This is a genomic window from Capnocytophaga sp. oral taxon 878 (genome assembly GCF_002999135.1).
In the GTDB taxonomy this organism is placed as follows: Bacteria; Bacteroidota; Bacteroidia; order Flavobacteriales; family Flavobacteriaceae; genus Capnocytophaga.
In genome coordinates this window covers 1,519,874-1,533,696 of the sequence record NZ_CP027229.1, presented here as the reverse complement: position 1 = coordinate 1,533,696, position 13,823 = coordinate 1,519,874, and the positions used below count along the sequence as shown (strand labels likewise).

Here is a 13,823-nt window from a genome sequence, read left to right as displayed (position 1 = left end):
GGTGCGTTATTTGTTAAAATATCCTGAATAATAAGCAAATAGAAATAAAGCTGCAATAGCACCTATGGTAAAACCAATCCCTTGATAGAGGCGCACGGCATTTCTACCTAACGAGGCAATGTAAAAGGTAAATCCTGATTTTCTTATAATAAAAACTGCCCAATCCTTATCTAAGATAATACCTATTACAAAGATAATAAGTACAATCGCTGCAATAAGGAAAATAGTAGCTGGATTTTCAAAAAATTTTGGTGTTAGATTTTCCATAACGTAATATGTTTCTATCTTTTAGTATATAGTATATCTTAGTTCTTTCTGTATTCTTTCACATAACTTCTCCATTCTTCTCCTAAAATTGGAGACAATACATTGTCCATTTCCTTATCAGATAGCTTGTCTAATCTAATAGTACTATCTAATAGCTTCTGAACAATTAGAGGATATGTTGAGTGTTTTGCTATCTCAGGTGTCATCTTATTTACTAAATAAAATGCCTTTGTATAATCATCTATAGCATCACTTTTCTGATTGTTTTGTTCTTTTACCCAAGCAGAGAGTCGGAGTGTTTCACACTGCATTAAATAATCACCACAACTTTCATAAGCCTTAGTAGCTTGTTCATATACCTTAACAGCTTTTTCCCATTGTTTTTGGATACACAAAATTGCTCCATTTCCTGTAAGTGTTTGCCCCATCAAACGATAGGACAATGTAGGGTCGATTTTTCCTTCAGATAAAGTAGCTGCTTCAACCGCTTTATCAGAGAAATATAAAGCCTCTTTATAATCTTTTAGACGCAATTTATCACCATAAATTACGGTATAAACAGTTACTATTTGTGAAATCCAATTGACATCATTCTCAATTTCTTTGCTGATTATATCTAAACAATTTTTAGCCTCTTGCATTATTCCCTCAGAATCTTTTGCTTTTGCCTTATTAAATAAACGCATCAAATACATTCTATAAAGGCTATCTGCACTTCCTTCATTGACTTCTTGCGATGCAAGTTGTTCTGCAAGACCAGCTATATCCATTGAAGGAATGATGGTTTTAACCTCTGTTGAATATTGTGATGATAGTTTATCATACAAAGTACCCTCTTTATAATCTGCTACCGTAAAACGCAAATTACTCACTAAATCTTGTTTTAGAATCTCTGAAAAAAACTCAGTAGCCTCTTTTTTAGTAAAAGCAGGTTGCTTTAAGACCAAACATATTTTTTGCTTTTCATCTGGTGAGACGTATCTACTAAAACTATTTAGGTTCTGTGTCAATAGTGTTATAGGATCTTCAATTGTAAGATCTGCTTTCCAATTGATTTCTGAATGAGGTATATCCTCTGGGATATTTGCTGTATTCCAAATCTGTACTTCTTCCTCTATTTCTTTGACAATAGAGTGACAAAAAGCATTTGTATCTGTATATTCCGTTTCACTACAGAATACAAAAGTATCACTTTCTATATCTATCGCTAAAAGATAATCAAAAAAAGTATCTATCAGACTTTGGTTTTCATATTCTGATAAAATTCTAACAAGTCTTACATCAGCTTGTTCAACAGCTAATGACCAGTCCTCAGTTAGTTGTTCTATACTATTTTCAATAGGATTACTTGCCATATTAGTTTATTTTTACAATAGTACCATCAATAACAGTCGTTCCTGAAGAACTTACATTTGTAGTGGCATTTCCTGATACATTAACACTTGCTCCATTAATGTTTGTAGAATTTTTACCATTGATAGCGACTTCTTCTCCTCCTGATATTGCGACCTTAGGAGATGTATTACTTATAGAGCCAGAACTTTTTACTTCAATCTCAACTCCTTCTATTGTAATTTTCCCTTCCTTATTTATTGTTATAGAGCTACTACCTACCGTCAAATTAATTGAAGTCTTAGAGGACATTAAAATATTCTCCTTTCCATCTAATAAAACCTGACTTCCACTGGGGTCTGATATTGTTATGCTCTTATCAGCATCATTAAGAGATACTGTATTTCCACTGCGAGTTGTGATACTTTTTGTTTTGTTATCACTACCACCGCCGCCACCGCTTTTTCCATTGAAGAGGCTTCCTAATACAAAGGGACGATTAGGGTTGTTATGCCTAAAACCTACTAATACTTGGTCGCCTTTTTCAGGAATAAACACCATACCTCTATTAGAACTTACTGAATCACTGCTTCCTGCATCAGGGGTCATTACTCGTATCCACGAAGTTTTCATATCCCCACTCTGCCAATTCATCTTTACTTGTACACGGCCTTTCTTTTTAGGATCATCATTACTCACCACTGTTGCCATTTGTACTTGTGCTATAGGCATTTCTACTTCTGGTTCAGGAAGTACAGCAATCTCAGCAGGCAAGGCTTTAAATTCATTTTGATAATACTTATCAAAGTCTACTTCGTGTTTTATCTCTGTTATAATATATTTCCCTTTGGTTTCAATATTATCCCTTTTTAAAGGGTCTGCTGAGGCTATTTCGATAACACTCCCTATAGTCAGTCCTTTACAGGTTGATGTTACCTCTATATAATGTGTTTGAGAAGCTATACTCTGTTGTCTACGCTTCATCAATTTGTCTAATGTTGATTGGTCAGGAATACGAGCTAAGGGAAACTCATTGTGTCCTTCAGGATAAATCTGCAACGAAGTTTTAAAGGCAAAATCTCCTAAATCATTTAATCCTGATACATTATCTGGACTTTGTGCTGAATAAGTGTTATTATTTGAGGAACTAAATGAAGTCGATTTTGATTTCCTTGCATCTGTTGTAATATGTGTCTTGATTTTAGAAATATCTATACCTATCAGTAATTGTTTTGCCTCTGGCTTTTCAGGCTTACCCAGCATAAGAGTTTCTCCATCATAAAACATCCATTCATAATACTGTTTACAAAGGCGTTGTATAAAATGAAAATTGCTCTCTGTATATTGAGCTTCATATTCTATAGAGCTTGTATACTCTGGGGTTATTTTCACATTTAAGCGTCCATTATTAGTAAGCGCCTTAAAAATATCCGCTAACGTTTTTCCTAACCATGATTGTGATTTGTTACCATCTTCTAATAGAATTGTCGGAGAGAAGCCTTTTACTACTATATATTTATCCTCATTATAAGAGTCTTCAAAAGAAATATCAGTAACAACCCCTACAAAATCCTTCCCTGTAGTGCTAATAACAATTGTTTTTCCTAACCATTCCTTAGCCTTATTTATAGCATCTGTATTGAGCTTATCAGATACACCACTATCTAAATGAAGTGTGAATTTATGATGATCATTAATAGTCTGTTCAAGTTTCAATTTTTTATAGCTATCAATAAACTTACCATCTATACTGATCTGTTTGCTGTCAAATATATCTAAAATCATAAAAAATTACTTTTATATTTTAAGGTATTAGTTCGTCTATTTTTGAAAAAAGCTCTCGAATGAAAGATACACCCGAGAGCTCATTGTCTTTTACCATAGTTGAGACAAAAATATCCAACTATGCCTTTGGCCAACGATTGTCTAATGACGCATCTCCGATGATGATTTCTTCAGCAGAGAATGTTACATCAATGGTCATCGGTACATCATTGTTAACATCCAAAGTCTCTTTGTAATTAACAACATAAGCGTTCTTGAACTCAACCTCTTTCATCTTGGCATCCTCGTCTGTCTTTTTGAAGACGATTTTACCCTCAACAGGTTTGAATTGTCCATTGAGCATAGACTCAACAACAGCGGTGTCTTCTGTTGACTCTATGATTAAACGCACTCTGCCTCCTAATACATTAGAAGAAGGCTTACCCTTTGAGTCTGTATTTCTACTAAACTCAAAATTAGAAAACAATACATCGTATTCTTTTCCAGAAAATTCGAATGAAGCTCTAAAAGATCCCATACGCAATTTAAATTAATTGTTATTAAAAAAATCCCAAAAAGAGACTCGACTTAATTCGCTATAATACCAAAAGAAGCGAAGTCTCCTCAGACAAAACCCTGAAATACTTCCTCCTTTTGTAGACAACTATTCTATTTTGGAAAAAAGAGAAAGATTCTAAAATATTGTCTATGGCGCAAAGCTAGCACTATTTTGTGAACCTACCAAATGTTTTTCACTCTTTCTGCTAAAATATTTTACAAAACACTGATTTTCAAATTATTACTAAATGTTAAATAAAACCTAAAAAGGCTATCCACTTAAATTTTTGGATAGCCTTTCTATATCTTACTTAGTTATATCTACACTCTCTAAGGTTATTCTTGCTGTTGGTACTGACTTTCCCAAACTGCCTCTTCTTCTCCCTCTCCCTTGCGACCTTCTAATTGTATCACAAAACTCTTTGATGGGAAGTAAGGAGTAATATGAATATCCAACCATACTCTGTCTTTCTGTTTTTTATCCTGCTGGATACGAATCACCTTGAACTTCTCTATCAGCCTTGTTGGTCCCTGTATGCTATCAAGGAACTTTACAATCTGTCTACGCAAATCATCCTCTGTCTTTGAAGAAAAGTTCTCAAATGCTCTACGGTTTAAGAAGTCTATCAGTACTTTGGCAATATAGTCAAATACCCTCACCACTGAATAGGTCTGTAAGCCTAAATTATCACCATTGAATAACGTCTTTCCTGAGAATGCCATTACCTTGCTGAACTCATTGACCATCGGTATCAATCCAACTCTTTCTAATTCTGAGATTTCACTCTTCTTTAAATCAAAACGTACACTCTCTACCTCATTGATACTACCAAATTTTTTACCAGCTACCACCTGTGCCATTAGGGTGTTGTAAATCTTCCCTGCCAAAGCTGATGAGCCTGGCACATATAGGCTTTCTTCTTCTCCTACTTTTACATTCTTATCTCTTCCTAAAAGCCAATTGCAGGTCATTAGTGTGTTTGACTTGTATACATCTCCTCCTGAGTGGTTCGCATTGAAGAATATATCAATCACATCATCGGCACTTTCTAAGTCTGCAAAGTCAGTAACCAACATCGCTTTATTCTTATAGGCTATCTTTGACCATTTGTCCAAAACTGCGTTAGAACCCAAATAACCTGGCACTACCAAGATAGAATAGTTATTACGCAAGTCCAAACGATCGTAATTTCTATCTAACTCACTGCTGATATGGTCAATAAATAGGGTGTTATCCAAATCCTTAAGCTGGCTTATATCGGCATTTACAATAGATATATTCTTTACTTTAGGACTTTCTGTATTCTTGTAGAACAGTGCTACTGAACGGTAAGACCGTTCTAATTCTTTTACTCTTTCAAGTGACTTTTTAAGGTTAAAGTTTAGCAACTGTTCTATCTGTTCAGCCTTGTTATTGGCTATATCTCGCATTTGCTCTACATTATTACTGTTCTTAAGCAGGTCTAACCAAACACTTAATCTATTGATAAGGTTTTTTCTCTCTGATGACCATTGTTCATCAGTAAGAAATATATTACGGCGTGCCTTTCTGGCGGGATTAAGGTTTGAGTAACCATCAATGAGGTTCTCTAAAAAAGCAAAACCTCCAAACTCTTTGAGAGCATCTAAAGCAGATGCTGAGGTGGCGGTTTCTTGTTTTACTACGGTTGTGGTAGCAGTGCTTCTCTGTGCTTGTAACTTATTATCTGCCATAATTATCCTATTTTATTATTGCCTTCAGACTTTTCTAATTCTTCTAACGACCCTTCTAATACCTTCATAAGAGCTTCTTTACTCTCTGGGTTAGCTAATATTTTAGCTAACAATTTATTAGAGGCTGCTTGTTTAGCAATTTTAATGTTCTGCTCTTTTTCTGTATTTAGGCGGTTCATAAGTTCACTGCCTTCTTGAAGTGATTTGGCTCCAAAGTCAGCAAGGTTCTTAAACTCAACTTTCTCTTTGATCTCATTACCTTCTTCATCTTGGAGTTCTAATTCCACAGAGGGTCTGAAGTGCTCAAACACTTCTTCTACTGTCTGCAAACCTTCTACTGTCTCAGGAGTTACAGGAGCTTCATCTGTGAGCTTCTGAACCATAAGGGTTCTGTTTGAGGGAATGTCTGCAATAGATTCATTTGCATCGACTTCTACCTCATTACCACCGATACCATAGTTGTATAACGCCATAGATTTTTGCTTTTAATTGTTTAGCTGCAAAAATACTATAATTCTTCTATTCCACAAAATTATTTTTAAAATATTTTGCGGAGTATTTTGTTATTTACTGATTGTTAGAGGGTTATGGTTGATATTTTTTTGTGATTAGTCTGTTAAATGATAAGATGTTGGTAGTGTTACAACAAATTATCCTTAATGTTTAAGCTGTCTATTTTTCTTTATTACTACCTCAGTTGAAGCTATTTCTGACATTTATGTAATCTCCATCTAATATTCTATAAAAATAGATTTTTTATTTGTTACGAATGATAATTCATCAAGTAAATCGAACCCAATATTTTTACTATATTCTATTAAAATATCTTTATTCAAACGATTTTTAATTTCTTTTCGCCTATAATATTCTGTTTTTTCAAATTTTAAAGGTTTTCCTTTAGAGAAAAATTCCCATTTTTCCTTTTCATTAATAATATTTTGTATAATTCTACTATGATCATCTTTTTCAAATTTAAAAAAACAATTTCTTTGTATAGGAGATTTATCTGTATTAAATTCTATAAAATAATTATCTTTATTTTGTTTTTTACAAAAATAATTTATTAATGTAATCCAACCACCAAGAGCTATACTTTTACCTAAAAAAGTTATAGATTCAAAAATAAGGAGCTTAGATGTAGGATTTAAACTTATATTATTTTTAAAAAAATTATCTATATTAATTGTCTTATATTTAAATTCACGATTTTTTGTAAAATCATCATTTTTTATAAAATTTAAAATATCTTCTAAAGGTGAGTTAATAATTGTTATATAAAAACTATCTAATTTATTTATTTCCATATTATTAGTTTTTAAATTTTTGAATAACTTCCATGCCCAGAAGAGTCTTGTCTTACATTTCCATTCATATCAATAAGCCAAAAAGTATTTCTTGCATTGGGATCATTTACTGGTATGACACTTGAATGATTAAGCCGCCCATTATCAGTTGTATCAACTTCTATATTATAGTGATTACCAAAAATATCATTATATTGTAAATCTGGCCTATTAGAACCAACTTTATTTCCATTAAAATCTACTTGTTCTTGATTTTTTCTTACAGAACTTTGATCTACCGTTGGATCTGACTTTAGATCTTTTACTATATCATCTATAAAAGCATTATGTGCGGAATTTCCATGTTGAGCACTAATTCCATTATTATTTGGTGCTACCAACCCCAACACATCTAACCACGCATTCGTATCACTTACGTAAGCAAAGAAATTCGGCTCCCCAGATAAGAACCCAATAGGGTCTTCACTTATATACCTCCCCGTTTCAGGGTGATAATACCTAAACCTATTGTAGCAGAGTTCTATTTCAGGATCATAATACTGTCCTTGGTACTTGAACGGACATCTAAAGTTTTCTTTGGCAAAGCCTTGACGGGAGTTGCCGTAGAGGTCTTGTTCGCGTTCCCATATCAGCTCACCTTCTTGGTTGTAGGCTTCTATGGGCGTACCTAAGTGGTCGGTGATGATGGAGTAATGCTTGCCATTGGTGATCTTTCCACAGGGCACAAAAGAGCCTGCTTCAAAAATCCAAGTGGTGGGGCTGTGCTCAGTACCTAAATCATATAAGCCTGTGCTGTAATTGAGCTCAAAGGTCTCTTTCCATTCGTGCAAGGGCACATTGCCACTCCACAAAAAGTGAGTAGTGGTGCGGCTAAAATGCTTGGTGTGTTTTGAGCAGCTGAAAACCTTTTAAGCAGCTCAAAACTACTTGTGCGCAAGGGAGCGCAGAATGCAGAACTCCGAAGTCGTTAAGATAAGCAATTTAACCATTTTTATAAACAAGACAGCTTTACTAATTAAACATCTATTTACCTATAAAATAAGAAAGGCCAATATTAGTTATGGATAACTCTTAATATTTGGTCGTTTTTAGACAAAGTAATATACATCAGATAGAATAGTCTTTAAAATGTGATTTTATAATAGGTGTTTTATGATATTCTTTTTAAATATATGTAATTCTCTTCAGGTTCAATGCTATATCTAAAAGTGAATGATTTTTCCTCAACTACTTGAGGAAATGGAAATCCTTTATTTATTGTATTTTCAATATTTTTATTCAAAGATTTTTCTAAATAACAATTTATATAGGTAGCTACTCCCTCTCTTGAAATACAAAGAATTTTATTATCAACTATATACGAGAAAATATAGATTTCATCTTTGTTATAAATAGATTTTACTGTATTATTTATTAAGTCGATTAGCATTACTTCTCCTCCACTATATGGATAAAGAAGATAATTATTACCAAATAAGCAACAAGTTATATTGAATGATTCACTTATATTAACACCAAAGACATCATTAGTGTAATCTTCATTTAACACTAATTCTTTATTAAACTCTAAGTTAGAGTACTTATGTATTTGGATATTAAGCGGTGGATACCCTCCATAAATAATAAGTTTATCAGATGTTTTATCTATTATGATTCCACTTATGGCAAAAAAAGTTTTTATTTGTATATTGTATGGAATAATATTTATTCCTTCAACTTTATAAAATAATAGAAAACCTGTATCTTCTGATTCACAAATACAAATAATAAGGAGATTAAGTTCTCTGTCAAAATAGAGTTGTTTAACACCATATCCTACTCTAAAATGATAAACATAACTAAAATGTTTATTATATATTTTGATAGTTTCAGAAATATCATCTGCTATCAGAAAGTAATCATTTAGTATTAAAATTGCAGATCCTTCTATTTTATTTGTATGAGATAAAACTATTTTAGAATATTGATTTGTTTCTAAATTGTAAATTAGAAAATCGATACCCATACCTACTATATAGAGTTTATTATCTACTAACAATATATCAGATATATATTGAAAAGGTAAGTCCCTAATAGTTTTTATTACTTTAGCTTCAATAACATCTAAAATAGTAATAGTATTGTTATTAATATTGGCAACGAGATGTTCATTAAGGAATTTTGCTTTAGTAATATCTGTAATTCCTAATTCTATTTTTTCACACTTCATTTTAAAATAAATAATTATGAGTTACGATATTGATTTGCTTTTTTACTTTTCTCCCTTACATTATCACGTCGTGCTTTTTTGTTCTCTTGAGTTTTGTCTGATATAGGATAAGGATAACTAAACATTACAATTTGATCTTTAGGTAATTTATCATCTAATTTACCATAACAATTAGGCATTCCATGACCAGAACATGGCTCCAATTCTGTATAAAGATGCCTTACATCATTTAAAGCATTTCTTTTTTCTAATTCCTCTAATAAATATTTTTCAGAATGCCCATGTTTATCAGAGTGAGTTATAATGATATCTCCATTATTTAATTCAGCTATAGCAACATTTCTTCCTCCTGAAATATCAGGATTTTTTCTTCTAAAATCTTCTACCCTATCAGATAAAGGATGGTTGTCATATGGGACTTGCTGCAAAATTATTAACCCCAGCACATCCAACCACGCATTGGTATCACTTACATAAGCAAAGAAGTTAGCCTCACCAGATAAGAATCTTATCGGGTCTTCACTTATATACCTACCCGTTTCAGGGTGATAATACCTAAATCGGTTGTAGCAGAGTTCTATTTCAGGGTCGTAATACTGTCCTTGATATTTGAAGGGGCATCTGAAGTTTTCTTTTGCAAAACCTTGTCGGGAGTTGCCATAGAGGTCTTGTTCGCGTTCCCATATCAGTTCGCCTTCTTGGTTGTAGGCTTCTATGGGGGTACCTAAGTGGTCGGTGATGATGGAGTAATGTTTGCCGTTGGTGATTTTTCCACAAGGCACAAAAGAGCCTGCTTCAAAAATCCAAGTGATGGGACTGTGCTCAGTACCTAAATCATATAAGCCCGTGCTATAATTGAACTCAAAGGTTTCTTTCCATTCGTGCAAGGGCACATTGCCACTCCACAAAAAGTGGGTGGTGGTGCGGCTAAAATGCTTGGTAAGGCGTCTGCCAAGAGCATCGTAGGTAAAGGTTACTTTTTGCTTGTCAGGACGTTTTACCTCCTTGAGCATTCCAAAAGCATCCCACTTATACTGCCAACACTCCTCCTTAGCACTAAACCAACCCCCGCCACCTTTGTACTTCTCTATAAGTTTGCCATCGTCATCGTATTTAAACGTCCAGCCGTGCCATTTCTTTAAGCGATTGCCTTTCCCGTATTCTATTCCTTGCCTGTCTTCTGTATTGAAGAGGTTGCCTGTCTTATCGCTCTTGCGCCATTGCTGGGTGTGGTCGCCAAAGGTAGCGTGCTGAAGGTGTCCCACAAGGTCGTAGTTGTAATGGGTAGTTCCAAACTTACTGTCGTTAGTTTGTTGCAGGCGATTGCCCACGCCCCAAGTATAACGCCGTTGGTGGCGTATCTTGTAGTCGGTGAGTGTCTGTTGGTCTATAAGCCTGCCTATATCATCATACTTAAAGGTCTGTCGTATCTTCCCTGGCAGGTGGCGTTCCAACTCAAAACCTAAGCTGTCGTACTGGTGGGTACTCTCCCATTGCACGCCCTCTTGCTCTACGCTCATCCTGCTGAGCTGTCCAAAGCTGTCGTGCTCGTATTGCAAGTTCGCTCCCTTGCTACTCTCAGTGCTGATGCGCTGCCCTAAGTTGTTATAACTATGGGTGATTTGCTCCCCATTGCAGTATTCCTTGGTGAGCAGTCCTAAGTTGTTGTAAGAGAATTTAAGCTCACTGTTGATATTCACTGCACGGGCGAGTTTTCCTGAGGGGTAGTACTCAAAGAACTGCGATAGCTCCTCATCGCTGCCGCGCATCCCTGAGACCATCTCCACTTTGGTTACACGCCCTACTTTGTCGTAGTTATAAGCTCTTTGTTTGCCACTGGGCAGCGTTTCTTCAATAACCCTACCTGCAAGGTCGCGTTTGTAGCGTCTTAGCTTTTCAGCAAAGTTCGTTTCCTCAATAACATTCCCTACCTTGTCAAGTTCAAAGTAATGCCGCTCTCTCTTTTCATTGAAGATAGCTGTGAGCTGTTCTTCAGTGTTGTAGTCGAACTTCATCGTACCTCTGTAGTCGGTACGCTTGCCGAGCTTCCACATCCCCTTGTAGCTGTAGCTTACCTCGTTGATATTGTCGCGGTAGTAGGTCAGGTTGTCAATAGGGTCGTAAGCGAGTTTGATTTCATTGCCGTCAAAGTCCTTTACCCGAATGACCCTATTAAGCGCGTCAAAGGTTCGCTCTTGCTTCACTCCTTTGGGGTTGGTAATAGCGGTGCATCGCCCCCATTTATCATACTCAAAATAACTGCGGTTGCCTCTGTTGTCGCTCACCTCTGTGATGTTGTGCTCGCTATCGTATTTGAGGGAGGTGGTATTGCCCAGCGGATCGGTGATGGTCTTCAAAAGTCCCTCTTGGTATTCCATTGTGGTAATAGCCCCCTCGGGATTGATGCGGGTAATGACATTCCCGTGCTTGTCGTACTTCCAACGCCATACCCCTCCGTTTAAGTCTTTAAACTTCGTAGGTAAGTGCCCTAATGGCAGTATTGGGTGCGGGTATTCGGTTTGGGTATTACCACCCTCGGGGTCGGTTGCCCTTAGCGTATTGCCGCGCTCGTCATAGTCGTAAAAGTAGGTACTGCCTAATTGGTCGGTATAGGCGATGAGCTGATTGTTGGCATCGTAACGCCAATGCTGTTCGCCTCCCTCAGCATCTACCTGCTTGTATACCAGCCCGCCTTTGTGATAATAGGTGGTGTCGTGTCCTAAGCTGTTGGTAACGATGGTTTTTCCCTCTAAGAAAGTCAGGCGGTGGTTGTAGAGGTCTTTATCACCCCACGTATGCACGCAGCGCGCACCCGTCTTATTACCATCATAAACAAAGTGCCACGTAAGCCCTGTACGCCATACCTCTTTGGTGAGCAGGTGATTGTCGTACTCAAAGTGCATACTATCGCCCGCAGCGTTGGTCTCTTTGATAAGGTTGCCCTCAGTATCGTACTCATAAATAGCGACTGTCAGTGCATTATCTTCTGGTTTGCTTTGGTACTCAGGGTGAGGGGCGATAATTTTGGTGATATGCCCCTTGCTATCGTTTTCAATCCGCAGGGTACGCTTGCAGCTATCGATGATCTTTTCAAGATGCCCACTGCGGTTGTAGAAGAAGTCAATGCTAAAATCGTTGTTGTCTACAATACGGCTTAGCAGTTGTTGTTGTTTGTATTTTTCTTTGGTAAAGTAGTAATATAGGTCTTCTTTGCGGTTCCAGATATAGTACTCTCCCTCAGCGGTGCAACGCGCTTCCATTTGCTCAGCGATATTAAGCACAGGGTGGTCGGCAGTGGGCAGCACAAAGGCAATAGGGCGACCATCACTCATTCTAAAAGTGAGGCTGTGCTCGTCTACCACGATAGCCATATCATAACTGTGATGCCAGCCATAGCCCAAAGGACCGCGATAGTCGCTTTGGCTGTAATAGATACGCTGCCACGAGAAGGGAATTACCCCTGAGAGGAAGAAGTCTTCCTCATCAGTAAAGAAAGTGCCATCTGCCACGTCCACAGGGTGCCCTGTAACGGTACAGATAGCCGTATGTAGTCTGTCTTTGAGTTTATCAGATTGGATATGCTTATTGACTATCCCGTGAAGTTTATCTGAGAGTTTTTTCTTTGCTTTCTTAAACAAACGCCCAAAAGAGGATTTTATCTTCCCACTAAAAAAAGAGATAGGGTTAAGAGGGATAGGCACGGGGTTGGTAAGCACCTGTTTGCTCATTGGTATGGGGTTAATCACTCCTGTGGGCAAATACACAGGAATTCCTGTAGGTACTTCCTTGTGTTTGGCTACTTGTCCAGCGGTATGGGGAGAGGGGATGCCTACATCACAGCAGTTCATATGCAAGTGTGCACCGCCACCCGAGAGCGGGTCGCCATCTGCCAGCACGTTGAGGCTACCCATATAGGCGTGTCCTTTGTTCTTTTGAATGCCTGCTGCCACAGCGTGAAAGCCTGCTCCCATAGGAACGTGAGGGATATTTATCGTTGGGGTACCTGCCACCACACGCGGTAGCCCTCCGATGAGCACGGATGCCCCCAGATTGCCCAGCTTCATCGTGAGCAGGGTATGGGCTAAGTTCACTGCTTTATTGAGGTTTAAGGCTTGTTGCTCCGCCTCTGTGGGGTTGTCAGGGTCTTCAACATCAGGTGCTTCTGGTGGGGGAGGAATAAGCGACAAGATTGCCGCCGAGAGAAAGTCCTTAGGACGCAAGAGGATACCCATATAGGGATGAGGCATCGGCACAGGGGCGGGTGATGGGGGTATATTGACAAAGTGGATGTCTATACCCAGCACAGGGCTTAGCTGTATTGCCACAGGCAGACACGCCATTCCTTTGAGTCCTAAACCGCTAAGGGCAGTTACCAAGGCAGATTCTACCACCCCGTCCACTGCTCCTGTTACCAGCCCAAAAGCCTGCACTCCCGCATCCACAGCGTCCAACACATTTGCCACAGTCTTGGTCTCTCCACTAAGGTTCTTATTGGAGTTCATCTTGGCATTCTCTATCTTCAGCTGGGAAAGCCCCTGCGCCTGCTGTCCAAGAGTGGATTGCAAGTGGTCGCTGAAGTTATCGAAAAAACTGTGTGAGGTGTCGGACATAGTACTTTATTAAGGTGATTTACGAGGCAAAAGTACTAATTATTTTCTGATTATACAAAAAAATAG

Annotated in this window: 10 protein-coding genes; all 10 read right to left on the bottom strand. The window is 37.4% G+C overall.

Going from position 1 to position 13,823, the window contains the following annotated elements; all coding sequences use genetic code 11:
• Window positions 1–6 precede the first annotated feature (6 nt).
• Window positions 7–267, bottom strand: coding sequence for an immunity 17 family protein (locus C4H12_RS06925; RefSeq protein ID WP_106098269.1), 261 nt, complete (start codon window positions 265–267; stop codon window positions 7–9).
• 38 nt (window positions 268–305) lie between these two features.
• Window positions 306–1,622, bottom strand: coding sequence for a tetratricopeptide repeat protein (locus tag C4H12_RS06920; RefSeq protein WP_106098268.1), 1,317 nt, complete (start codon window positions 1,620–1,622; stop codon window positions 306–308).
• A gap of 1 nt (window position 1,623) precedes the next feature.
• Window positions 1,624–3,384, bottom strand: coding sequence for a type VI secretion system Vgr family protein (locus tag C4H12_RS06915; protein ID WP_106098267.1), 1,761 nt, complete (start codon window positions 3,382–3,384; stop codon window positions 1,624–1,626).
• A gap of 118 nt (window positions 3,385–3,502) precedes the next feature.
• A complete protein-coding gene (tssD, locus tag C4H12_RS06910) occupies window positions 3,503–3,901 on the bottom strand; it encodes a type VI secretion system tube protein TssD (RefSeq protein WP_106098266.1) in 399 nt (132 codons plus the stop codon).
• Between the two features lie 356 nt (window positions 3,902–4,257).
• Entirely contained in the window at window positions 4,258–5,634 is a 1,377-nt protein-coding gene (locus C4H12_RS06905) for a DUF5458 family protein (RefSeq protein WP_106098265.1), read from the bottom strand.
• 2 nt (window positions 5,635–5,636) lie between these two features.
• A complete protein-coding gene (locus C4H12_RS06900; protein WP_106098264.1) occupies window positions 5,637–6,107 on the bottom strand; it encodes a hypothetical protein in 471 nt (156 codons plus the stop codon).
• A gap of 258 nt (window positions 6,108–6,365) precedes the next feature.
• Window positions 6,366–6,938, bottom strand: coding sequence for a hypothetical protein (locus C4H12_RS06895; RefSeq protein ID WP_106098263.1), 573 nt, complete (start codon window positions 6,936–6,938; stop codon window positions 6,366–6,368).
• An 11-nt stretch (window positions 6,939–6,949) separates the two neighbouring features.
• Window positions 6,950–7,774, bottom strand: coding sequence for an RHS repeat domain-containing protein (locus C4H12_RS06890; RefSeq protein WP_164997594.1), 825 nt, complete (start codon window positions 7,772–7,774; stop codon window positions 6,950–6,952).
• Window positions 7,775–8,088: 314 nt separating this feature from the next.
• Window positions 8,089–9,147, bottom strand: a complete 1,059-nt coding sequence (locus C4H12_RS06885) for a hypothetical protein (RefSeq protein ID WP_106098261.1) — start codon at window positions 9,145–9,147, stop codon at window positions 8,089–8,091.
• Window positions 9,148–9,161: 14 nt separating this feature from the next.
• On the bottom strand, window positions 9,162–13,757 hold the full coding sequence (locus C4H12_RS06880; RefSeq protein ID WP_106098260.1) for a DUF6531 domain-containing protein: 4,596 nt from the start codon (window positions 13,755–13,757) through the stop codon (window positions 9,162–9,164).
• Window positions 13,758–13,823 lie beyond the last annotated feature (66 nt).